Source organism: Acetanaerobacterium sp. MSJ-12, assembly GCF_018917875.1.
GTDB lineage: Bacteria > Bacillota > Clostridia > Oscillospirales > Ruminococcaceae > Bittarella > Bittarella massiliensis.
On sequence record NZ_JAHLPK010000001.1, the window covers coordinates 368205 to 390713 of the forward strand.

16 protein-coding genes and 1 riboswitch are annotated in these 22509 nt (G+C 67.1%); of the genes, 5 read left to right on the forward strand and 11 right to left on the reverse strand.

All coding sequences use genetic code 11. The annotated features are described in order from the left end of the window. Window positions 1–603: 603 nt before the first annotated feature. Window positions 604–2613 carry a sensor histidine kinase gene (locus KQI11_RS01725; protein WP_216400850.1) on the reverse strand — a complete coding sequence of 670 codons (2010 nt, stop codon included), beginning with the start codon at window positions 2611–2613 and terminating at the stop codon, window positions 604–606. Between the two features lie 48 nt (window positions 2614–2661). On the opposite strand from KQI11_RS01725, the gene KQI11_RS01730 reads away from it, so the two are divergent. Further along, window positions 2662–4404, forward strand: a complete 1743-nt coding sequence (locus KQI11_RS01730; protein WP_216400851.1) for a hypothetical protein — start codon at window positions 2662–2664, stop codon at window positions 4402–4404. Between the two features lie 46 nt (window positions 4405–4450). Here KQI11_RS01730 and KQI11_RS01735 read toward each other — a convergent pair whose 3' ends face one another. The 5 genes from KQI11_RS01735 to KQI11_RS01755 all read right to left on the reverse strand — a co-directional run bounded on the left by KQI11_RS01735 (window position 4451) and on the right by KQI11_RS01755 (window position 9476). Further along, on the reverse strand, window positions 4451–5137 hold the full coding sequence (locus tag KQI11_RS01735; protein ID WP_216400852.1) for a response regulator transcription factor: 687 nt from the start codon (window positions 5135–5137) through the stop codon (window positions 4451–4453). Window positions 5138–5448: 311 nt separating this feature from the next. Further along, the gene (locus KQI11_RS01740; protein WP_216400853.1) at window positions 5449–7326 is read right to left on the reverse strand and encodes an aryl-sulfate sulfotransferase; all 1878 of its coding nucleotides are present in this window, start codon (window positions 7324–7326) and stop codon (window positions 5449–5451) included. 56 nt (window positions 7327–7382) lie between these two features. Then, entirely contained in the window at window positions 7383–8060 is a 678-nt protein-coding gene (locus tag KQI11_RS01745; protein ID WP_185915628.1) for a Crp/Fnr family transcriptional regulator, read from the reverse strand. Window positions 8061–8154: 94 nt separating this feature from the next. Further along, window positions 8155–8469 (reverse strand): thioredoxin family protein, encoded by a 315-nt coding sequence (locus tag KQI11_RS01750; RefSeq protein WP_185915629.1) that lies wholly within the window; start codon window positions 8467–8469, stop codon window positions 8155–8157. Between the two features lie 86 nt (window positions 8470–8555). After that, the gene (locus KQI11_RS01755) at window positions 8556–9476 is read right to left on the reverse strand and encodes an NAD(P)/FAD-dependent oxidoreductase (RefSeq protein ID WP_216400854.1); all 921 of its coding nucleotides are present in this window, start codon (window positions 9474–9476) and stop codon (window positions 8556–8558) included. 575 nt (window positions 9477–10051) lie between these two features. Next, window positions 10052–10124: riboswitch (Fluoride riboswitch) on the forward strand. 50 nt (window positions 10125–10174) lie between these two features. On the opposite strand from KQI11_RS01755, the gene KQI11_RS01760 reads away from it, so the two are divergent. Next, window positions 10175–11392, forward strand: coding sequence for a cation:proton antiporter (locus tag KQI11_RS01760; protein WP_216400855.1), 1218 nt, complete (start codon window positions 10175–10177; stop codon window positions 11390–11392). Between the two features lie 85 nt (window positions 11393–11477). On the opposite strand, the gene KQI11_RS01765 is transcribed toward KQI11_RS01760, so the two are convergent. Continuing rightward, on the reverse strand, window positions 11478–12098 hold the full coding sequence (locus KQI11_RS01765; RefSeq protein WP_185915632.1) for a hypothetical protein: 621 nt from the start codon (window positions 12096–12098) through the stop codon (window positions 11478–11480). 265 nt (window positions 12099–12363) lie between these two features. Here KQI11_RS01765 and KQI11_RS01770 point away from each other — a divergent pair, with 265 nt between their 5' ends. After that, complete coding sequence (locus KQI11_RS01770) at window positions 12364–12924, forward strand: thymidine kinase (protein WP_185915633.1); 561 nt, start codon at window positions 12364–12366, stop codon at window positions 12922–12924. Window positions 12925–12984: 60 nt separating this feature from the next. On the opposite strand, the gene KQI11_RS01775 is transcribed toward KQI11_RS01770, so the two are convergent. Then, complete coding sequence (locus KQI11_RS01775) at window positions 12985–13497, reverse strand: nitroreductase family protein (RefSeq protein ID WP_216400856.1); 513 nt, start codon at window positions 13495–13497, stop codon at window positions 12985–12987. A gap of 131 nt (window positions 13498–13628) precedes the next feature. Here KQI11_RS01775 and KQI11_RS13390 point away from each other — a divergent pair, with 131 nt between their 5' ends. Beyond that, a complete protein-coding gene (locus KQI11_RS13390) occupies window positions 13629–15557 on the forward strand; it encodes an elongation factor G (protein ID WP_216400857.1) in 1929 nt (642 codons plus the stop codon). A gap of 81 nt (window positions 15558–15638) precedes the next feature. Here the strand turns inward: KQI11_RS13390 and gatB are convergent, their stop codons facing one another. From gatB to aspS, 3 genes are read right to left on the reverse strand one after another with little or no spacing between them, the layout of a single operon-like run. Beyond that, on the reverse strand, window positions 15639–17069 hold the full coding sequence (gene gatB, locus KQI11_RS01785) for an Asp-tRNA(Asn)/Glu-tRNA(Gln) amidotransferase subunit GatB (RefSeq protein WP_502757124.1): 1431 nt from the start codon (window positions 17067–17069) through the stop codon (window positions 15639–15641). Continuing rightward, on the reverse strand, window positions 17066–18523 hold the full coding sequence (gene gatA, locus KQI11_RS01790) for an Asp-tRNA(Asn)/Glu-tRNA(Gln) amidotransferase subunit GatA (protein WP_216400858.1): 1458 nt from the start codon (window positions 18521–18523) through the stop codon (window positions 17066–17068). Before gatA ends, gatB begins: the two co-directional genes overlap by 4 nt. 12 nt (window positions 18524–18535) lie before the next feature. Continuing rightward, on the reverse strand, window positions 18536–20611 hold the full coding sequence (aspS, locus tag KQI11_RS01795; RefSeq protein ID WP_216400859.1) for an aspartate--tRNA ligase: 2076 nt from the start codon (window positions 20609–20611) through the stop codon (window positions 18536–18538). Window positions 20612–21263: 652 nt separating this feature from the next. On the opposite strand from aspS, the gene KQI11_RS01800 reads away from it, so the two are divergent. Further along, window positions 21264–22439 carry a VanZ family protein gene (locus KQI11_RS01800; RefSeq protein ID WP_216400860.1) on the forward strand — a complete coding sequence of 392 codons (1176 nt, stop codon included), beginning with the start codon at window positions 21264–21266 and terminating at the stop codon, window positions 22437–22439. Window positions 22440–22509 lie beyond the last annotated feature (70 nt).

A 22509-nucleotide genomic window follows, 5' to 3' on the forward strand; every position in this document is an offset into this window, starting at 1 on the left:
GACCCCTGACCTGTTGTCCCTTTTGTGTAGGGATGCAGAGAGGGGGAAGGGAGGGAAAACTTTGCCCCGTGCGAGGGGGACGGCGACAATCAGGCGGGCGCGCTATCCTCGGCGCGCTCCTGCTCTGGCGTATCCCTGCCCTGACGCACCTCTGTCTCGACGCGCTCCTGTTCTGAATGGGTCTCTGTCTCGACGCGCTCCTGTTCTGACGGGTCTCTGCCCCGGCGTGCTCCTGCTTCGGGGTGCCTACCTGCCCCAGCGCCTCCTGTTTCGATGCGCCTCTGTCTCGACGTGCTCCTGGCTCGGCATATCTCTACTCCGGCGCGCCCCCTGTCTCGGTGCGGATTTGCCCCCGGCACGCCCCGGTCTTGGCGTGCCCCTGCTCCGGCGCGCGTCTATTCTGGTGGACCTCTGTACCGAAGCGGTTTCTGTTCTGGCGCGCTTTTGCCCTGGCATGCCTCTTACTTCGACGCGCCCCCTGCCTTGGTGCACCCCTGTCCTGGAGCACTTTTTGCCCCGGAGTGCCCCTGCTAAAAAGGGAACTGCCGCGAGGGGATGACGGGCATTGGGGGAGGGAGAGCCTGATCGGGCCTGAAGGCCGCCCTATTCTGGCGGCTGCCAGAGGGGGAGGGTCAGGGTAAAGGTGGCCCCCTCCCCCGGGCGGGAGGAGGCGGTGAGGTCGCCCCCCATTTCAAGTAGCGCCTCCCGGGCGATGAAGAGGCCCAGCCCCCGGCTGTCTTTATCCTGCCGGGTGGAGAAGTGCCGCTCGAAGAGGCGGGGCAGGTCGTCCCCCTCCACCCCCTGGCCGCTGTCGATCACCTCGATCCAGGCGCTTTTCCCCCGCACCCCGGCGCGAAGGGCGATTTCCCCCTCCGCCGGGGTGAAGTCGATGGCATTGTAGACCAGGTTTTCCAGCGCCCGGGTCAGCCGGTCGGGGAAGGCCAGCACAGAGACCCCTTCCGGCGGCGGGACGAGGGTGAAGTGGATGGCCGAGGCGTCGGTGTCCGGCAGCAGGGATCGGTGGAGCCGCTGCAAAAAGGGGGCCAACTCCACCCGCTGCCGCCCGCCGGAGGTCAGTTCCTGGGCGGTGTAGCGCTGCAGGTATCCCAGCCGCTGGGCCACCTCGCCGCTCTTCTGGCCGATGATGTCCAGGTACTCGCCCAGCTCCCGGTCGTCACCCCCCTCGCCCTGGCGGATGAGGGAGACATAGGTAGCAATGGCCGCCGCCGGGCCCTTGATGTCGTGGGCCAGGTCGGCCAGAAAGCGCCGCCGCTGGTTTTGCAGCTCGGTGAGCTGACGGGTGCGCTGGGCCACCGTTTCCTCCAGGTGGGCGGTGAGAGCGCGGTTTTGGCGGGCGATCCGAACATTTTCCCGCACCATGGCCGCCGCCAGCAGCACCACCAACCCCAGGCCGCCGTACTCCACCGGCCAGCCGCCGCGGATGGGCTCAAAGCGGTTGGCCTGCACCGCGCTCAGCCAGAGGGCGACCCCGTAACAGCAGCAGCCGAGGTAGACCAGCCAGCCCGAGGGGCGCTGTTTGCGGACCCCCCGGAAGGATGTTATAATGAGATAACTTCCCACCCCGAGGCGGCAGAGGTCGACCAGTGCGCCGTAGAGGGGGAGAAAGCTCGGCGCCCGCGGCAGCACAAAGGCGTTGCAGACAGCCGAGAAGAGGGCGAAAAAGAGGGTGAGGGGATCGGCCAGCCACCGCTGGACCCGGCTCGTTTCCAGGTGGGACAGCCGGGAGACCAGGGAGCACAGGCAGAAGGCCGCCCCAAAGAAGGCCGCGTCTTCCAGCACATAGGGCCAGCGCCCGCCCAGCCCGCCCAGCCAGTGGAAGAGGGGGTAGGCTGCGTGCAGGCCGAAGAGGAGGCAGAACCCGCCGAAGGAGAGATAGTGGCGCTCCCGCCGGTCCACCGCCCAGACGGCCAGGGAGAAGAGGGCCAGGGTCACGGCGCCCAGGGAGATCGCCCCGTAAAAGAGCAGCTGCCCGGCCAGGGCCGAGGAGAGGGCCTCCGGCGTCCCCAGAAGGGGCGGGTAGTAGAGGCCGCTGTAATAGTGGCTGTAGTTGGCCGCCTCCACCACGATTTCGGTGCGCGCCCCCGGCGAGAAAGTGAGCAGGGCGTTTTGCACCCCGGGGCGGTAGCCCTCGGCCTCGGGCCGGCCCTGCTGCCAGAGCAGCACCCCGTCCACCCAGATGCGGCTGGCCGAAAAGACCTCCTGCACCTGCAGGGAGAGGGCGGGCAGCGCCTGGGCGCCGGTGAGCACCAGCCGGTAGGTGGCGGCCCCATACGGGCTGCGCCCCGCCTGCCGGCGGGAGAAGTCGGGGTACTGGCCGATATAGGTCTGCTCCGGGGCCCCTCCCCGACCGTCGGCCAGTTCCTGCGGGGTGTAGAGCCCGTCATAGAGCTCCCAGCCGCCGGCCAGGACCGCCAGCTCCCCCGCCTGCAGGGCGGCGGCATCCAGCGGCTGTGCCCCCTGCACTCTGCCGGTGGCCAGGGGGGCGGTGTACTTGTTGTCAAAGCGGTAGGCCAGGGCGAACAGCCCGCCCACCAGCGCCAGGGCCAGCAGAAGGGCGGCGCTTGCGAGGGCGCCGCGGCGAGAAGGGGACACGGTGTCACCGCCTTTCAGGGTTTTTGAGAAGAGGGAGAGACAGAGAAGATGAAAAAGAGAGGATTGGCCGGCCTGATGGCGACTTTGATGCTCCTCCTCCTGGCGGGAGGGGTGACGGCGGCCACCGCCGCGCCGGCCGAGGGGGAGTACGAGCGGTTTCAGGCGTGGTACGAGGAGCACCGGGTGGACGGCGGCACCTTTGTCCTGCGGGGGGACTTGCTCTTGGAGGAGGGGGAGTGGTACCTGGACACCGCCGACTTGGTGGGGGAGATCACCATCGACTGCGGTCCCCACCAGATCTTGATGGACGACCCCGTCCAGTCGGCCTACCTGCGCCAGAGCGGCGGCGGGCTGCGCATTGTGGGGGAGGGCCGGCCCGACGGGATGATCCGGGTGGAGGACGGCGTCTTCAGCCTGTACGGCGTCGAGGTCGCCGCCGAGAGCGGGGTGGCCATCTGGCAGGGGGCCCCCGCCTGGGTGTTCATCGGCTCCGGCAGCGGGCCCACCCGCATCTCGTCCCGGGGCGAGGGCGCCACCGCCCTTCTCTGGGCGGGGGAGGGGGCTGAGGGACAGCTGGACCTCTTTCAGGCCGAGCTTTCCGTTCAGGGCAGAGACAGCGCCGCCCTACGGTCCGCCTTTCCGGTCTGCGCCCAGTTTTGCACCTTTGCCGCCCAGGGGGAGGGGGCCCAGTCGGTCGTCTGCCAGGGGGAGATCACCCTCAGCGGCAGCAGCGCCCGGCCCGACCCCGCCCTCTCCGGCCAGCAGGTCGTCCGTCGGGCCTGGCAGCTGTTGGGGCTGCCAGAATGCCGCCCGGCGTCGGTCCTCCCCGGGGCCAGCTTGGCCGAGAGCGGGCTGCCCTCCGCGGTCCCGGTCGACCTTTTCTGCGAGGAGGAGAACAACTATCAGTCCCCCCGCTTCCCGGTGCGCTGGGATGAAAATGCCTACTGGAACGGGCAGGCGACGGGCGGCAGCTTTACCCTTTCCGGTGCGGTGGAACTGCCGGGGATGGACGGCCTGCTGCCGGGGGGCGCCGTGGCCGTCACTGCCGAGGTGGAGGTGACCGGTGCGGCCCCCATCGGCGACCTCTGCGTCCGCCTGCCGGAGAGGGAGAAAGATCCCCCCGTCCTCTTGCTGACAAACCCCCTCACCTTTGGGGGCATCTACCTGCAATCCTCCCGGGACGGGGGTCTCACCTGGGAAGAGGAGCGGGCCGTCGCCTACCCGGCAGAGGGCGAGTCGAGGCTGGCCATCGACCTTTGCGACCTGGAGGAGGGGGAGTGGCAGTTTCGGGTGCGGATCACCCGCTCTCCCCGGGCGGGGGTCAGCAACACCTGCCGCTTTACCTGGGACAGGGCGGCCCTCTTTCCCGACGAGGGACCCCTGCCTCCCGACGGAAATCCCCTTCCGCCCAGCGGGGAGCCGGCGGAGGAAGAGCACGAGGACATTGACGGGAACCGGGGTGGTGGGGGCCGGCAGGACCCCGAGACCCCGCTGCCCAGTCCCGACCCAAAGGAGGAGACAGCCCCCAGCAGCCCCACTGTCTCCGGCTCGGCCCGCCCGGAGGGGCAGATGCCCCCACAGTCTGCTGAGCCCAGCGTAGGCGAGGAGAGCGGGGAGCACGGCGGCGGGGCGGTCCCCCCGGAGGGAGAGGGTGCGGCTGCGCCCGTCTTTTCCCCCGCGGGGGAGGAGCGCCCTGCCGGCAGTTGGCTCTGGCCGGTGGCGGGGGCCGCCGCTGCCTGTGGGGCGGCGACAGCGGCCATCCTGCTGTTGCGACGGGCCTGGCGCAAATAGGGCGAGAGAGGGGGGACCGGCCTTGCGGGCCGATCCCCCCTCTTTTTTATGCTGTGGGCGGCGGGGAAAACCGGTAGCCCTTCCCCCAGACGGTCTGGATCAGGGAGTGCCCGGGCAGCGCTGCGGCCAGCTTTTTGCGCAGTTGGGCCACGTGTACCTGCACGGTGTGGGTGCCGTCCAGCCCCGGCTGGTTCCAGATGGCCCGGTAGATGGCGTCTTGGGTGTAGGGGACGTCCCGGTGCTGGGCGAGAAAGACCAGGATGTCGAATTCGCTGCAGGTCAGCTCCAGCGGCCGGCCCTCCACCTCCACCTGGCGTCGGTCCAGGCGGATGCAGACAGGGCCGAAGCGCAGGTCCCGCTGGGCCCTGGTGCCCTGCCGGGCGCGGGTGCGGGCCAGCACCCGCTGTTCCAGTTCGGCCAGGCTGTAGGGCTTGCAGAGGTAGTCGTCCCCGCCGGAGAGAAAGCCCTGCACCCGGTCGTCCTCGCTCCCCAGCGCCGAGAGAAAGACGACGGCCGCCCCGGTCTCCTTGATGGCCTGGCAGAGCTTGAGCCCGCTCTGGTCGGGCAGCAGCACGTCGACCACGGCGCAGTCAAAGGGAGGGGGTGTTTGGGACAGGCGCAGCGCCTCCTCGGCGCTGCGGGCGGTGGCCACGAAGAAGCCGCGGCTGGAAAAGTAGTCGAAGAGGGCCCGGCAGACAGCCGGGTCGTCGTCGACGGCGAGCAGTCGGTACATGCAGAAGATCCCCCCATCTGCTTTTGGCGGGTCGCCCTCCCTTCGGGCGGGGCCCTGCGGGTTTGTGAAAACGGCATCTGTTCGCGGCGGCGCGAGAGGGGCGTGGGCGGTCTTTAAGCGGGAGGGGACGGTCCCCTCGCCGGCCGGTAGAATGAAATCCATTATACCATATCCCCCGCTCTTTTGAAGGACAGGAAATCACAATAAATGACAAGGCGCGGGCGCTTGCCCTGCCGCCCTCTGCCGCCGGTGTGCAAAAAAACAGGGCGAGGCAGCCAATCGCTGCCCTGCCCTGTTCGCGAAAGCCCCCGCTAGGCGGTGATGGTGACGCCGGTCTCGTAGAGCTTGTCGTCGCAGACGAGCTTGACCTGGTAGCGCCCCGAAAGGCCCTCTTTGCTGATGACCTTGTCCACGTCCCGGGGGTCTGCCTTCTGGAAGGTCCCCACGCACATGGCCTTAAAGGACTGTTTGGCGGTGTTGATGAAGTAGCGGTGGGTGCTGCCGTCCTCCCCGCAGAGGAGCAGCTGCACCAGCTCTCCCTTTTCGTAGGTGGCGCTGAAGGTGAAGCGATCGTCCTCCTCCACCAGGCGGGCGCTGTAGTGCTCGGGCACCAGTTCGCCGGTCTCTTCGGCGGGGATGGCGGTGTCGAACTCGCCGGTGACCCCCAGGCTGCCCAGCACCTTGCCCGCCCCCAGCTCCGCCTGTTCGCCGGCGTAGTAGAGGGGCAGTTTCTCCGCCCGGTAGCAGTTGGCCGGGACGTGCAGCTCGTAGACCAGCTGGTCGTCCACCAGCTCGCAGGTGATGGAGCCAAGCTGCACCCGGTCCCCGTCGGGGCCCTGTTTCATCTGGGCGGGGATCCCCTCGCAGGGGGCCCCGTCCAGGGTGCCGATGCCGCCGGAGTGCACCAGGTAGTGGCCGTCTTTATAGTACTCCACATTGGAGATGTAGCAGGAGAAGAACTCCGCCCCCCGCTCCTTGCCGTACTGCCAGACCTGGCGGATGGTCATCTTCTCGGTGTCGATGCGGTAGCGCACCCCGCGGGTGTAGCTGTCCGCCGCCTTTTGGTAGTGCGCTGGGTCTTTGGAGCGGTAGTGGCCGTTGTCCAGGCACATGATGTCCCCGTCGGGCAGCACCATGCAGGCGTGCTGCTCGTACTGCCACTCAAAGTCCTCCCCTACCGGGGTGAAGAAGTAGCGCTGCATCTCCTCCGGCCAGCCCTGGGGGTCGCCGATGATCCAGTTGAGGTCGCCGGTGTCGTAGTCCAGGTTGATGATGGCGTCCTGGTGGCGGCCCGAGAAGGTCAGGGAGTTGGTCTTTTTGTCGTACCAGACGGCGTTGTTGTGGAACCAGTCGTGCTCGTCCTGGCTGCCGGAACCGCCCTTGTCCTGGGGCAGGACCTTTTTGTAGTCCCAGCTCTTGAGGATCGCCCCGGTGTCCTTGTCCACCAGCACGCAGCAGTCCTCCACGGTGGCGGCCTCGGGCTGCTGGGTCAAAATCAGCAGGTTGCCGTCCTCCATGGGGAAGTGGTCGTGGTGGTAGCCGCCGGGCACCCGGTACTCCTTGAAGATCTTGCCGGAGAAGGCCATCTCGTAGACGCCGGTGGTGTAGTAGGGCATCCCTACAAAGCGCTCGGTCCCCACCAGCAGGTGGCCATTGGGGCGCCGCTTGAGGTCGAAGTTGAGCTTTTCGGTGGAGTACCAGCGGATGTCCCCCCGGTAGTCAAAGGCCACCGGGGTGGCGGCCATGGCGGCGGTGAGGACCATCACATTGTCCCCCATGTAGGCGGCGGTGGTGTCGATGGAGGTGGCCTGCGGCACCTCGTCGGGCAGCGGGTCGGTGGGGATGGAGAGACGGCTCTTCTCCCCGTTTTCCAGGGTGATCTCCACCTGGTTGTCCCAGTCGGGATAGAGGCCGTAGACCGGCAGCACGTGGCGGGTCTCGCGGGGGAAGCGGTGCACCATGTCCCCTGCGGGCTCCTTGCCCAGGACCCGCACCGTCACCTCGCAGGGGGTCACGGTGTGAAAGAGGACCAGGGCGCACAGGGGCGCGAAGAAGTAGGGGTTGAGCTGGACCAGCGGGTGCTCGGGGGTGTAGTCCCCGGCGTCCAGCTGGGAGAGAAGGGCCTCTTCGGCCCGGGCCTGGCGGGTGATGATGTGTTCCTGCCGGGTGTAGGAAATGGTCTTTTCCATTGTGATCTGCCTCCTGAAACCGCCCAGCGGGCGGGGTATGGATGTTTCTTTGGGGTTTACAGGTAGTGGAGGGGCTGCTTTCCCGCGGCGTAACTCTCCAGCGCAGCGGGTCGCAAAATCAAAAAGCGGTGGGGCTCCCGGGCGACCACCCCCTCCTCCATCAGCCGCCGCACCATCCGCGAGATGGTGACGCTGTGGATGCCCAGGATGCGGGAGAGCTCCTCGTAATTGAACCACCGGTCCAGGGCCAGCACCCCCTTTTGGTCGTAGGCGTTGTCCTGAAAGAAGCGGCAGAGGACGGCGGCGGTCTTGTTCTCCCGCAGCAGCATCAGGTTCTCCTCCAGCCGGCCGACCTCCCGGCCCAGCACCTCCATCAGGTAGCGAAAGACCCCGGCGTGCTGTTGGGCGTAATTCACGCACTCCTCCAGGGGCACCTTGTAGCACAGGCAGTCGGTCATGGCGACGATGCTGGCCCCCTCGAAGATGGGGGAGTTGCCCCGCTCCCGGTAGAGGGCGGCCTTGCCGGCGCAGTCCCCCCGGTGAAAGTAGTGGAGCACCCGCTCCCCGCCGTCCTCGTCCACGCAGCCCACGATCCCCGAGCCCTTGAGGATGAAAAAGAGGGATTGCAGCGGCTCCCCCTGGTGGAGGAGGTAACTCCCCCGCCGGTAGAAGTGGTTGTACTCCTTTTTGAAAAGGGCGGGGTTTTGGGCGATCAGGTCTTCCAGCATCATCATGGCTCTCTCTCCTTTGCGGGCGTTCTCATCTCTCTTCATTATAGCATAGCCGCGGAAGAAAAATGAGCGGTCGGCCGTTTGGGATGTGTTTGGGCTATCCGGCGATGGTAGAGACGATGAGGGGCTTTTGCTGCAGCCCCTTGAGGCGGGCCTTCTCCGCCCCGCCCTCAAAGAGGATCATGGTGGGGTAGCCCTCGACCCCGTGGGCCTTGACGGCCTCGGGGTTTTCCTCAAAGCAGACCTTTATGATCTCCACCCCGTCGACCTCTTTGGCCACGTCGCCCAGGACGAAGCCCAGCATCTTGCAGGGCCCGCAGGTCTTGGAGTAGAAGTCCGCCAGCACCTTGGCGCCGGTTTCGATCAGGCGCTCCAGTTCGGCACCGTCCATCTCTTTTACAGTGACTGCCATAAAAATTCCTCCCTTTGTCGGTCGGGGCGCAAGGGCCCCTGTTCGATTCCTGCAAACAGAGGGGCCGCCGCCCCCCTGAAAAGCGTTTATCGGGTGAGGGCGCGCACATAGCGGGCGGCGCTCTCGGCGGCGATGGCCCCGTCGCTCTCGGCGGTGACGATCTGCCGCAGCCCCTTTTCGATGGCGTCGCCGGCGGCGAAGATGCCCGGACGGGCGGTCTTCATCTCCCGGTCGGCCTGGATGTAGCCGTGGTCGTTCAAGATCCCCAGGGAGCCGAAGGGCTCGGTGGTGGGCTGTAGCCCGATGTACTCGAAGGCGCCGTCGGCGTGCACCACCAACTCCTCCCCCGTCTTGGTGGAGACCGCCCGCAGGCCGGTGAAGTGCTCGCCGGGCAGAAAATCCTTGATGTCGTAAAACTCGTGGACATCCACGTTGGGCAGGGCCCGCAGCTTGTCGCAGGCCGAGGGGTCGGCCGTCAAATCAAAGAGGGTCACCACTGTCAGGCGGCGGGCCAGTTCGGCCAGGTAGAGCGACTCCTCCACCGCCGAGTTGCCGCCGCCCAGCACCAGCACGTCCCGGTCCCGGTAGTTGGCCCCGTCGCAGACGGCGCACCAGCTGATGCCGCTGCCGGCAAAGTCGAGCTCGTGGGGGACCCCCAGCATCCGCGGCCGGGTGCCGGTGGCCAGGATGACCGCCCTGCAGGAGATGCGCTGCCCCTCTTTGCAGGAGAGGATCTTCTCCTCCCCCTCGTCGAGGATCTCCTCCACCGTGGCGTAGTCAAAGGCCACCCCCAGCTTCTGGGTGTGCTCAAACATCGAGATGGCCAGGTCGGCCCCGCCGACTTTTTCCATTCCCGGGTAGTTGCCGATTTCAAAGGTGTTGACGATCTGGCCGCCTGGGGCCAGTTTGTCCAGCAGCAGTACCTTCATGTTGGCCCGGGCCGCGTAGATGGCCGCCGTCATTCCGGCAGGGCCGCAGCCGACAATTGCAACGTCGTAATCCGCCATAGTGCATTGCCTCCCAGCACACAAAATCGCCCGCCTCCCCTGGGGGGAGGGGGATATTTTTATTGTAGCAGGTCAGGGTGGGAATTCTTTAGCGCAGGCTAATGGCGCGGCCCGGTTTTGCCGGCAATCGGCGCGGGCGGATGGGATGATGGCAGGGGGGAGGGGCGGGTTTACACGCCGAGGCAAGAGAGCTGAAGAGATGGCGGTCGAGGTGCCAAGCGGCGGCCTTTCGGCGGTGGATGGGGGCGGCCCTTTTGCTTTATCTAGAAAGCCGGCGAGGAGTGTTCGTCAATCTGCTCCACCGGGGGCGCGCCGGGACCCGCCTTCGCCCGGGAGGACGGCTGGCGGGCCTTTCGGATCGCAGGGGGACCGGATTTTCCCCCGGCGGGGATCCTTGTTTTCATTTTCTCCCTGTCGGCGGGGGCGGGGATCGCTCTCATCGCCCTCTCCCCATCCTGGCCAAGCGAGGGTCCCTATGCGATGTGCTGGCGGGGGCTGGTTGGGAGGTCTTCGGCGAAAAGCCGTTCGGCGGCGGTTGACAGCCGCCGGTGGGTCTGGTATGCTTGTGTGCAAAGAGAAGATTGGGGAATGAAGTGCTCCCCCGGGCAACCGAAACCGCTTTTACGAGCTGATGACTTCTGTGATTTTACCGTCGCAGAGGGCCATCGGCTTTTTCTGCGCAAAAAGGAGACTTTTTTATGCTCACCTCCCTCGCGTTCATCTTTTTGGCCGGCCTGGCGCTGGCCGCCATCTGCCAGCGGCTGCACCTGCCCCGCATCATCGGGATGCTGCTCACCGGCGTTCTGTTGGGGCCCTATGCCCTGGCCCTCCTCGACGGCTCGATCCTCGCCGTCTCCGCCGATTTGCGGCAGATGGCGCTGATCGTCATCCTCATCAAGGCCGGCCTCTCCCTGGACCTAAGGGATTTGAAGGCGGTGGGGCGACCGGCCCTCCTCCTCTCCTTTCTCCCCGCCCTCTTTGAAATCGGCGCCGTCACCCTCTTTGCCCCCCGGCTGCTGGGCGTCACCCGGCTGGAGGCGGCCCTGATAGGGGCGGTGCTGGGCGCGGTCTCCCCGGCGGTGGTGGTCCCCAAGATGGTGCAGCTGATGGAGGAGGGGCTGGGCACCGACAAGCGCATCCCCCAGCTCATCCTCGCCGGGGCATCCCTGGACGACGTCTTTGTCATCGTCCTCTTCACCACCTTTGTGGGGATGGCCCAGGGCGGTTCCGCCTCGGCCTGGGACTTCGCCGGCATCCCCCTCTCCATCTTCGCCGGCATCGCCCTGGGGGCCGCCGCAGGCTGGCTGTTGGCCCGGTTTTTCGAGGGCGCCTTTGCCCGCGGCCACCTGGTGCGGGGCAGTCTCAAGGTGATCGTGGTGCTGGGGGTCTCTTTCTTGCTGGTGGCGGCGGAGGGATGGCTGGCAGGGGTCCTCCCCCTCTCGGGGCTGTTGGCGGTGATGGCCATGGCCTGTGTGCTGCAGCGGGAGAGCGACCCACTGGTGGGCCGCCGCCTCGCCGAGAAGTTCGGCAAGCTCTGGCTGGCGGCAGAGGTCATCCTCTTCGTGCTGGTGGGGGCGGCGGTGGACATCCGCTACACCCTGGGGGCCGGGCCGGCGGCGGTGGGGCTGATCGCCCTGGGGCTCCTTTTTCGCTCGGCGGGGGTCTTTCTCTGCCTGCTGGGCACGCCGCTCGACAAAAAAGAGAGGCTTTTCTGCGCCATCGCCTATCTGCCCAAGGCCACCGTGCAGGCGGCCATCGGCTCGGTCCCCCTGGCCCTGGGGCTGCCCTGCGGCAACATCGTCCTCTCGGTGGCCGTCCTCTCCATCCTCCTCACCGCGCCGCTGGGGGCCCTGGGGATGGACGCCAGCTGCCACACCCTGCTCCACCGGGCCGGGCCGCGGGGGGAACCCCTTTAAAAAGGGCGCAAAAAGGCCGGAGCGGCAGACGCCGTCCCGGCCTTTTTGCTGTGAGAACAGGGGTGAAAATGGAGCGTGGAAAAGGCTATTTGCCCAGCTGTTTTTTGACAAAGGCCTTTTTGGCCTCGTCGTCCTCTCTGGCGAGCATCTCCATCAAGATGGGCTTGAGCTCCTTGTCGTAGAGGTCCATGTGGGGCTCCACCTTGCCGGGGCCCTCAGGGTCGAGGAACTGCTCGAAGCCCAGGCCCAGCTCCCGCCCCCTCTGGGTGTGCATGTCGATGGCGTAGTCGGGGATGGTGGGGTAGATGCCCTCGTCGAACTCGCGGAAGATGATGTTTTTGAGGATGTCGCTGGAGCGCTCCTTCTTGCACTTGCAGAGGTAGCGGATGGCGTGGATGGGGAAGAGGGCGCGGCTGCCGCCGGGGGTGTAGTCAAACTTCTGGCGCAGGTGGTCCAGGGCGTCGATCATCAGGGGGGCGTTGGGCTCCCCAAAGCAGATGTCCTCCACCGAAATCACCGCCAGGCGCATCCAGAGCAGGTTTTCCATCTCTTTGCTGGTGCAGTACATCTCGTACCCCAGGCGGATGGCGTTGTCCTCGTTTCCCCGGCGGATCTCCTTTTGCAGGGCGGAGATCACCTCGTCAGCGACGAAGCCGTGACGGGTCTTCTGGCTGGACCAGGTGTCGTAAAATTCGTGTTTGACCATGTTGATGCGCCTACCTTTCTCGCTGCAGAGAGCTCGGTGAGCCCTCTATAAAAACGTTTTTATTTCGTCTGCAGTATACCACTGATGTTGGGGGGATGGCAATTGTTTCGAGGAAAATGAGCGAGTTGTACAACCCCTCTTTTGAAAAATTGTCCATTTCATCAATTTCCGGCGCGCGGGTCTTTTCAAACCGAGGGGGAGGCGGTATACTGAAAGACAGCCGGGGCCGCCTGCGGGCAGCCCCTTTTTTGCGGGGGGAGAAGGCATGCCAAAACTCTATTTCAAGTACGGCGCCATGGGCAGTTCCAAGACGGCCCAGGCCCTGATGACCAAGTTCAACTACGAGGAGAAGGGCTACACCGTGGGGCTGATGAAGCCCGCCACCGACGACCGGGACGGGGCGGACGTCATCCGCTCGCGCATCGGGCTGGAAGGGCGGGGGATCGTCATCTCAAACGACCTGGACCTCTACGACTGGTTTTTGCAAAACCGCTACGACGTGCTGGTCATCGACGAGGCCCAGTTCCTCACCGCCGCCCAGGTCGAACAGCTCAAGGACATTGCCATGGAGTTTGTGCCGGTGCTCTGTTTTGGGCTGAAAACCGATTTTCGCACCTATATGTTCGAGGGCTCCAAGCGCCTGTTCGAGATCGCCGACAGCCTCACCGAGATCAAGTCGGTCTGCCGCTGCGGGCGCAAGGCCGAGGTCAACGCCCGCATCAAGGACGGCAGGGTGGTCAAGGAGGGGGAGCAGATCCTCATCGGCGGCAACGACGCCTACATCGGGATGTGCTACAACTGCTGGCAGGCGGGCAAGCTCGACTAAACGGGCGAAGTGTGCAAAAAAGAGGGCCGGGGCAACCGCTTTGCCCCGGCCCTCTTCTGCCTAGTCGGCCCAGCGCTCCCGCACCACCAGCTCCTCCAGGGGCTTGCGGCTGCGGGGCCGCCCCTCTTCGGCGGGGTAGCCCAGGGGGCTCACGGCGACGATATCGTACTGCGGCGGGATGTGCAGCGCCCGGCGCACCCCCTCCTGCTCGAAAGCGCCCAGCCAGCAGGTCCCCAAGCCCTGCTCGGCGGCCTCCAGCATCATAAAGGAGAGGGCGATGGAGCAGTCCACCGTCCGCGCGGGCTGGCCGCAGCGCATCTGGGCGGCCTGGTCGGCGCAGAGGACCAGCACCGCCGGGGCCTGGGCAACAAACGGTTGGCCGCAGCAGGCCTCGGCCAGCTGTTCCCGCAGGGCCGGCTCGGTAGCGACCACGAATTTCCAGGCCTGCTGGTTGCGGGCCGAGGGGGCCAGCTGGCCGGCCTGTAGCACCGCCTCCAGCGCGGCGGGGGGGATGGGGCGGTCCAGGTAGGCGCGAATGCTCTTTCTCTTCTCAATGGCTTCCATAACGGTCATGGCAGCTCACCTCCACTGCCAGTATACCCCCCGCGCCGGGCGGGGCGCAAGGGGTTTTGCAGCGGGGCGGGGTGTGGTAAAATAGCTCTTGTACGGCGGGAAAATCGCCGCGGGGACAGGGGGCGTACAGCGTGAAAAAGACCATTGGCATTTTGGCGCATGTGGATGCGGGAAAGACCACCCTCGCAGAGGGGCTTCTCCACCTGGCGGGGGCCACCCGCCGCCGGGGCGGGGTGGAGGAGGGGACCTCCCTCCTGGACTGCGACGCCATTGAGCGGGCGCGGGGGATCACCGTCTTTTCCGGGCAGGCCCACTTTTCCTTTGGGGGGGACGAATACGCCCTCATCGACACCCCGGGCCACGCCGACTTTGCCGCCGAGATGGAGAGGGCCCTCTCGGTTTTGGACGGGGCCGTCCTCTTGGTGGACGGGACCGAGGGGGTGCAGGGCCACACCCAGCTGATCTGGCGGCTGCTGCGGCAGCGGGGGGTGCCCACCTTTTTCTTTGTGGGCAAGTGCGACCGGGAAGAGGCCGATCTCCCCGCCGCTCTCGCCCAGCTGCGCGCCCGCCTCTCGCCCCGGCTGCTGGACTTGAGCGGCGGCTTTGCGGGGGAACTGCCTGCGGCGGCGGTGGAGAGCCTGGCCGAGTGGGACGACGAGCTGTTGGAGCGGTATCTGGACGGGGGATACGACCCCGCCCTCTGGCTGCGGCGGGCGGCGCAGTTGGCGGCGCGGGGGGAACTGTTCCCGGTCTTTGCCGGGTCGGGTCTCACCGGGCAGGGGCTAGAGGGCCTGCTGGCCGGGCTGGGGGCCCTTCTCCCCACCGATTATGAGGAGCGCCGGGAGGCCCCCTTTGCCGCCCGGGTCTTTGGGGTGCGGCGGGACCCCGGCGGCGGGCGGGTCACCTTTCTCAAGATCCTCTCCGGGTCCCTGGAAGTCAAGGGGGAAGTGGGGGGCGAAAAGGTCAACGAGATCCGCTTTTACGAGGGGGAGCGCTACACCCAGGCCCCCCGCGCCCTGGCGGGGGAGGTCTGCGGGGTGACAGGGCTGCGCCGCCCCCTGCCGGGCGGCGGCCTGGGGGCGGTGGGCGACCTGCCCGCCCCGGCGCTGCAGCCGGTGCTGCAGGTGTCGGCCTGCTGGGGGGAGCAGCCGCCGGGCCAGGTGCGAGACGCCTTTTTGGCGCTGCAGGAGGAGGACCCGGCCCTTGAAGTTCGCTGGGACGAGACCCTGCGGGACCTGCAGTTGCGGGTGATGGGGGAGATCCAGTTGGAGGTGCTGCAGGAGCTGATGGAGCGCCGCTTTGGGCTGGGGGTCGCCTTTGGCCCGGCGCAGATCTGCTACCGCGAGACCATTGCCGCCCCGGCAGTGGGGATCGGCCACTTTGAGCCCCTGCGCCACTACGCCGAGGTCTGGCTGCGGCTGGAGCCGGGGGCGCCGGGCAGCGGGGTCACCTTTGCCAGCGAGTGCTCCACCGACGCGCTCGCCCACAACTGGCAATCCCTCATCGAGACCCACGTTTTGGAGAAGGAGCACCGGGGGGTGCTGACCGGCGCCCCCCTCTGCGACGTGCGGGTGGTGCTTTTAAAGGGGAGGGCCCACCTCAAACACACCGAGGGGGGCGATTTTCGCCAGGCGGTCTACCGGGCCATCCGCCAGGGCCTCTGCGGGGCGAAGAGCGTTCTTTTGGAGCCGTGGTACGACTTCACCGCCACCCTCCACGCCGACCAGCTGGGCCGGGTGCTGGCCGACATCCAGCGGTTACAGGGCAGCTTTTCGCCCCCTGAGATCGCCGGGGACACGGCGGTGGTGAGCGGCAGCGGACCGGTCGCCACCTTCCTCCACTACGCGGCCGAACTGCCCGCCTTCACCCACGGGCGGGGGCACTTTTCGGCGGTCTACGGCGGGTATCGGCCCTGCCACAACGCCGACGAGGTGGTGGCTGCCGCCGGTTATGACCCGGAGCGCGATCTGGAAAACCCGCCCGGTTCGGTCTTTTGCGCCAGGGGGGCGGGCTATCCGGTGCGCTGGTGCGATGTGCCCGACATGGCCCACCTCAAATAGGGAGGAGATCGTTTCCCCCTAAAAAAAGCCGCCGCCGGAGAGCTCTCTGGCGGCGGCTTTTTGGGGCAGATCTCTGCGGGGTCAGCGGTCCAGCAGGCGGCGCAGGATGTCCTGGGTGCGCGCGGGGTCGGCGCGGCCCTGGGTGGCCTTCATCACCCGCCCCACCAGGGCCTGCAGGGCGGCCTTTTTGCCCCGGCGGTAGTCGGATGCCGAGCGGGGGGCCGCCCGCACCGCCTCTTGGGCCAGCCGGGCGAGGGCGGTTTCGTTTGTGATCTGCCACAGCCCCTGGGTTTCGATCCACTCCTCGGGCGGGCCGTCTTGCCGCCAGAGGGCTTCCAGCGCCCGGCGGCAGGTGGAGCTGTTGATTTTTCCCTCCCCCCAGAGCTCGCAGAGGGCGGCCAGATGGGCGGGGGAGAGGGGGATCTCGCCCCCGTCCTCCCCCAGCAGGGAGAGGACCTCGCCCAGGATCAGGTTGGCCGCCAGCGCGGGGTAGCGACAGCGGACAGCGGCCGCCTCGAAGTAATCGGCCACCTCCCGCCGGGCGGTCAGCTGTTCGGCCGCGTAGGGGGTGAGGCCGAACCGGGCCACATAGTCGGCCTTGCGCGCGTCCGGCAGGGCAGGGATCTCCCCCTGCAGCCGGGCCAAATAGGCCTCGTCGACTCGGATCGGCGGCAGGTCGGGGTCGGGGAAGTAGCGGTAGTCGTTGGCATTTTCCTTGCGCCGCATGGAGAGGGTCTTGCCGCTGTTCTGGTCAAAGCGGCGGGTCTCCTGGACAATGGCCTCCCCGGCCTCGAGAGCGTCCACCTGGCGGCGAAACTCGTATTCGATGGCCCGGGTGACCGACTGAAAGCTGTTGAGGTTTTTCATCTCGGTTCGGGTGCCGAGGGCCTCCCCCCCCGCCGGGCGGACCGAGAGGTTTACGTCGCAGCGCAGGGAGCCCTCCTGCATCTTGCAGTCGGAGATGCCGGTGTAGAGGATGACCGCCCGCAGCTTTTGCAGGTAGGCCTTGGCCTCTTCGGCCGAGCGGATGTCCGGCTCGGAGACGATTTCGATGAGGGGCACCCCGCAGCGGTTGCAGTCGATGAGAGTGCCGCCCCCGGGCAGGTGCACCAGCTTTCCCGCGTCCTCCTCGATGTGGATGCGGGTGATGCCGACGGTCTTCTGCCCCCCCTCGGTCTCGATGGACAGGGCGCCCCCCTCGCAGAGGGGGAGGTCGTACTGGGAAATCTGATAGGCCTTGGGCAGGTCGGGGTAGAAGTAGTTTTTTCGGTCCTGCCGGGAGCGGGGGGAGACGCGGCAGCCGGTGGCCAGCCCCGCCTTTATCGCGAACTCCACCACCTGGCTGTTGAGCACCGGCAGGGTGCCGGGCATCCCCATGCAGACAGGGCAGCACTGGGTGTTGGGCGGGGCGCCGAAGGTCGTGGGGCAGTCGCAGAAGATCTTGGCGGCCGTCTTGAGTTCGACGTGCATCTCCAGCCCGATGACCATCTCATACCCTTTATAGGTGTTCACATGCATGATTTCTCCCCCTCTCGCTCCTGTTCAAAGGCCTGTCCGGCCCGGTAGAGGTCCCCCTCGCCAAAGGGGCGGCCGATGAGCTGCATCCCGATGGGCAGGCCCTGGCTGTCCGCCCCACAGGGCAGGGCGAGGGCCGGCACCCCGGCGATGTTGACGGGCACGGTGTAGACGTCTCCCAGATACATCTGCAGCGGGTCGGCGGTCTTTTCGCCGATTTTGTAGGCGGTGGTGGGGGCCACCGGGGAGAGGATGCAGTCAAAGTCCCGGAGGATCCGGTCGAAGTCCCCCTTCACCAGGGTGCGCACCTGCTGGGCCTTTTTGTAGTAGGCGTCGTAGTAGCCCGAGGAGAGGACGAAGCTGCCCAGCAGGATCCGCCGCTTGACCTCCCGCCCAAACCCCTCGGTGCGGGTGTTCTTGTAGAGGCTGTCCAGGTCGCTGTAGTGGGGGGAGCGGTAGCCGTACTTCACCCCGTCGAAGCGGGCCAGGTTGGAGGAGGCCTCGGCCGAGGAGATGACGTAATAGGCCGGCAGGGCGTATTCCAGGGTGGGGAGGGAGACCTCTTCCACCTGGGCGCCCAGGCGGGCAAAGGTGTCGGCTGCCCCGCGGATGGCGGCGGCAATTTCGGGGGCGAGGCCCCGGCCGAAATACTCCCGCGGCAGGGCGATGCGCATCCCCTTGACCCCGCCGTCGAGCTGGGCGGTGAAGTCGCCCCAGTCCCGGTCCAAGCTGGTGGCGTCGCGGCTGTCCTTTCCCGCCAGGGCGTTTAGCACCAGGGCGTTGTCCCGCACCGTGCGCGTCAGCGGCCCCACCTGGTCGAGGGAGGAGGCGAAGGCCACCAGCCCGTAGCGGGAGACTGCGCCGTAGGTGGGCTTCATCCCCACCACCCCGCAAAAGGCCGCTGGCTGGCGGATGGAGCCGCCGGTGTCCGAGCCCAGGGCAAAGGCGCATTCCCCGGCGGCCACGGCAGCCGCCGCCCCGCCGGAGGACCCCCCCGGCACCCGGCTCAAATCCCGCGGGTTGCGGGTGATTTGAAAGTGGGAGTTCTCGGTGGAGGAGCCCATGGCGAACTCGTCCATATTCAGTTTGCCCAGACTCACCGCCCCGGCCCCCTCGGCCCGCTCGACAGCGGTGGCGGTGTAGGGGGGAACGAAGGTCTCGAGCATCTTGGAGGCGCAGGTGGTGGCGACCCCCTCGGTGCAGAGGTTGTCCTTGACCCCCATGGGCACCCCGGCCAGGGGGGGAAGGGGGTCGCCGGCGGCCCGCCTTGCGTCTATCTGCCCGGCGGCGGCCAGAGCCCGCTCGGCGGTGACGGTCAGAAAGGCGGCCACCTGGGGCTCGGCTGCGGCGATCTGTGCCAGGTGGGCCCGGGCGACCTCCTGGGCGGTGAAGGTCCCGGCCCGAATCCCCTCGGCCAGGGCCCAGGCGGTGTATTCTGTCAACTCTTTCACGGCGCGCTCCTCCTATTCTACCGCCGATGGCACAAAGAGGTAGCCGTCTTGTGCCTCGGGCGCGTTTTGCAGCAGTTTTTCCCGGCCGGTGGAGGGGCGGGGCCCCCCAGCCCGAAAGACATTTTCCAGCGGCACCACGTGGGAGGTGATCGCCACCCCCTCGGTGTCCACCTGGGCGAGGGCGTCGGCGAAGGCAATCATCCCCTTCATCTCCCGGGCGAGGGAGGTCCGCTCCCCCTCGGCGATGCGCAGTTTCGACAGTTCGGCCACCGCCTCCACGTCGATTTGAGGGGCGGGCCGCGCCCCCTCCCCCCGGCTGCCGGGGCGGAGGAGGGCGTCCAGCCCCAGCTCGGCCAGCTGCCCCTGGTCCACCGGTGAGGGGGCTTCGGTGAGGGGACAAATCGCGTCTTTGTTTTTGGGAAAGGCGATGACCTCCCGCAGGGAGGGGGCGCCCAGCATCAGCATCACCAGCCGGTCCAGGCCGAAGGCAAAGCCCCCGTGGGGCGGGGTCCCGTAGGAGAAGGCCCGCACCAAAAAGCCAAAGCGCTCCTCGACCTCCGCGGGGGAGAAGCCCAGGGCGGCAAACATCTGCCGCTGCACCTCGGGCTGATGGATGCGGATGCTGCCGCTCCCCAGCTCCACCCCGTTGAGCACCACGTCGTAGGCCTGGGCCCGCACCCGGGCGGGGTCGCTCTGCAGATAGGGCAGGTCCTCGGGATAGGGCATGGTGAAGGGGTGGTGGGTGGCCAGGTAGCGCCCCTCCTCCTGCGACCACTCAAATTCGGGGAAGTCGGTCACCAGGCAGAAGCGGTAGTCCCCCTCCCGCCGCAGATCCAACATCTGGGCCAAATCCAACCGCAGGCCGCCCAGGGTGCGGCAGACGGTGGCGAAGGAGTCGGCGCAGAAGAGGAGAAGATCCCCCGGCCGGGTGCCCGCCCGCTGCAGGATGGCGTCTAGCTGGGCGGCGGTGAAGTACTTGGTGAGGATGGAGTTGATCTCCCCGTTGGGGCGGACGGCGATCCAGGCCATCCCCTTGGCGCCGTAACCCAGGGCGCGGCGGGTCAGCTCCTCGATCTGGGAGCGGGTGAGGGAGGCCCCGCCGGGCAGGTTGATGCCCCGCACCAGGCCGCCTGCCGCCACCGCCCGGGCAAAGACCGAGAAGCCGCAGCCGGCCGCCAGGTCGCTTAGCTCCACGATGGGGAGACCGAAGCGGAGGTCGGGCTTGTCGGTGCCGTAGCGGTCCATGGCCTGGCGCCAGGTCAGGCGGGGGAAGGGCTCCTCCATCTGCACCCCCAGCACCTGGGAGAAGAGGGATTTGAAGAGCCGCTCTAGGTGCTGCAAGATGTCCTCCTGGTCGACAAAGGAGAGCTCCATATCCACCTGGGTGAACTCGGGCTGGCGGTCCGCCCGCAGGTCCTCGTCCCGAAAGCAGCGGGCGATTTGGTAGTACCGGTCCACCCCGCCCACCATCAGCAGCTGCTTGAAGATTTGGGGGGATTGGGGCAGGGCGTAGAAGGAGCCGGGGTGTACCCGGCTGGGGACCAGGTAGTCCCGCGCCCCCTCGGGGGTGGATCTGGTGAGCATCGGGGTCTCCACCTGCAGGAAGCCCGCCCCGTCCAAGAAATCCTCCACCGCCCGCACCACCCGGTGGCGAAAGCGGAGGTTTTTCTGCAGCTGGGGGCGGCGGATGTCCAGGTAGCGGTACTTCATCCGCACGCTCTCCCGCACCCGCTCCCCCTCCTCCAGGGAGAAGGGGAGGGTTTCGGCCCGGGAGAGCAGTTCGATCTCCCGCGCCGCCAGTTCGATGGTGCCGGTCTCCAGCTTGGGGTTGTAGGTCTCCTCCCCGCGGATGCGGATGTCCCCCCGCACGGCGATGACCGACTCGCTCTTCAGCCGGTCGGCCACCGCAAAGCCCGCGGGGCTGAGGTTGCGGGCGTCAAAGACCACCTGTAAGATGCCCTCCCTGTCCCGCAGGTCCACAAAGATGACCCCGCCCATGTCCCGCTTGGTCTGTACCCAGCCGGCGGCGGTGACGGTGCGGCCGGTGTCCCGCTCCCGCAGGGCGCCGCAGTAATCGGTTCGCTTCACAACGATCGCTCCTCCTTTTGCGCTTGGCGCTTCAAATGCCGCCGGGCAGAGGATGGAAAAAGAGAGCCCTCCGCCCCGCAAATTGGGACGAAAAGCTCTCTTCACTTTCCGCGGTACCACCCAAATAAGCCGCGCCCTTGCGGCCCACTCGTCACACACTGTGTCCGAAAGGGGAGAGATCCGCTCCCTCTCGGCCTATGGTCTGCGGCTGTAACGCGCCGCCCGCGTCTGAGCCTACTGCCGGCAGCGCCGGGTTCGGTCAGCGGCTCGGGGATGTTCTTCCCCCCGCTTCCTCTGCGCCGGCTCTCACCTCTCCCGGCTCTCTGTCGCGTCGGACTGCGGGGCTACTCTTCCCGTCGTCACCTTTCTCTGTTGTGAATGAGGTTATTATATCCCGATTTGGGCGGTTGTCAAGCGGCAGATCACAATTTTTACGGCGGGCCGCCCGATCGGGCGGCGACTTGTGCCCCTTTTATGCAGGTTGCAAAATGGGGGGCAAGAGGACGCAGACTGCACAGTTTTGGCAAATTTTTGCCTGCTGTTTTGGTGGGGTTTTGGAACTTTAAAAATTGCGCCTTGATTTGGCGCTACAGGTGTGCAAAGATAGGGCAGTGATGTTTTCCAATGTACACGCAGCAAGGCGGTGTTTTTTGTGCGCTCCTACCTCGTCCCCATCCAGGCGGCCTTCCTCCTCTTCCCGGTGCTGGCCGCCCTCTTCTCCCTGCCCTATGTGGTGGCCCAGTACCGGCGGTATGGGGCGCTGCTGCTCTTTCGGGTGCTCGTCGTCTACTCCCTCATCCTCTACCTGATGTGCGCCTTTTTCCTCACCGCCCTCCCCCTGCCGCCCATCTCCCAGGTGGCGGGGATGACCACCCCCACCCGCCAGCTGCACCCCTTTCACTTTGTGCGGGTATTTTTGCAGGAGAGCTGCCTGGTGCCCGGCGACCCCTCCACCTGGCTGCCCGCCCTGCGCCAGGGCTGTTTTTACCAGCCGGCTTTCAACCTGCTGCTCCTCTTCCCCCTGGGGGTCTACCTGCGCTACTACTTCAAGCGGGGCTGGACCTCCACCCTGTTGCTGGTCTTTTTCGTCACCCTCTGCTTTGAGCTCATCCAGTACTCGGCCCTCTTTGGCATCTACCCCCGGCCCTACCGGGTGTTTGACGTGGACGACCTCTTCCTCAACACCCTGGGGGGGATGCTGGGCTTTTGGCTCACCCCGGCCCTCAGTTGGCTGCTCCCCACCCGGCAGCAGCTGGACACCCTCTCCTACCGCAAGGGGCGGCGGGTCTCCTACCCCCGGCGGCTGGTGGCTTTCTGCCTCGACTGGGGGCTGCTGGCGGGCCTTGTCACCCTGGCCCACCGGGGATCGGGCTGGCCCGGCCTGCGCGACCTGCTGGGGCTGCGCAGCTGGGGGGCGGCCCTGCTCTACCTGGGGCTGGTGCTCCTCTACTTTGTGGCGCTGCCCTGGCTCACCGGCGGGCGCACCCTGGGCAAGGCCCTGGTGGGGCTCAAACTCGCCGGGGAGGGGGGAGAGCGCCCCCGGTTCTGGCAGATCCTGGTCAGGCAGGGGATGCTCTACCTGGTCTTTCTCCCCGCGCCGGTGGTGGCCCTGCGGCTCTTTGAGCGGCGCGCCGCCCTCTCCCAGGGGCTCACTTTGCCGGTGCTGGTCCTCTTTTCCCTGCTGGGGCTGGTCTCGGCCTTCTTCGTCTTCTCCCTCTTTGCCGCCGGGCTCACCCGGCAGCACCGGCTGCCCTACGACAAGCTGGCCGGCACCGAAAACCGCAGCACCGTCGCCCGCCGGGGCGGGGAGGAGGCGCCGCGGCCTTGACAGCCTCGGGGGCAGATGGTATGATGCCCCAAACACCCGCCGCCCGGCGGAGGAAAGAGGAGGGCTTTTG

Bases quoted from the DNA above. Each gene is read 5' to 3' on its own strand.
- KQI11_RS01765 (WP_185915632.1), bottom strand. From the start codon at position 12,098: ATGGTCAAACACGAATTTTACGACACCTGGTCCAGCCAGAAGACCCGT.
- KQI11_RS01770 (WP_185915633.1), top strand. From the start codon at position 12,364: ATGCCAAAACTCTATTTCAAGTACGGCGCCATGGGCAGTTCCAAGACG.
- KQI11_RS01735 (WP_216400852.1), bottom strand. From the start codon at position 5,137: ATGTACCGACTGCTCGCCGTCGACGACGACCCGGCTGTCTGCCGGGCC.
- KQI11_RS01755 (WP_216400854.1), bottom strand. From the start codon at position 9,476: ATGGCGGATTACGACGTTGCAATTGTCGGCTGCGGCCCTGCCGGAATG.
- KQI11_RS01745 (WP_185915628.1), bottom strand. From the start codon at position 8,060: ATGATGATGCTGGAAGACCTGATCGCCCAAAACCCCGCCCTTTTCAAA.
- KQI11_RS01750 (WP_185915629.1), bottom strand. From the start codon at position 8,469: ATGGCAGTCACTGTAAAAGAGATGGACGGTGCCGAACTGGAGCGCCTG.
- KQI11_RS01760 (WP_216400855.1), top strand. From the start codon at position 10,175: ATGCTCACCTCCCTCGCGTTCATCTTTTTGGCCGGCCTGGCGCTGGCC.
- KQI11_RS01775 (WP_216400856.1), bottom strand. From the start codon at position 13,497: ATGACCGTTATGGAAGCCATTGAGAAGAGAAAGAGCATTCGCGCCTAC.
- KQI11_RS01740 (WP_216400853.1), bottom strand. From the start codon at position 7,326: ATGGAAAAGACCATTTCCTACACCCGGCAGGAACACATCATCACCCGC.
- KQI11_RS01730 (WP_216400851.1), top strand. From the start codon at position 2,662: ATGAAAAAGAGAGGATTGGCCGGCCTGATGGCGACTTTGATGCTCCTC.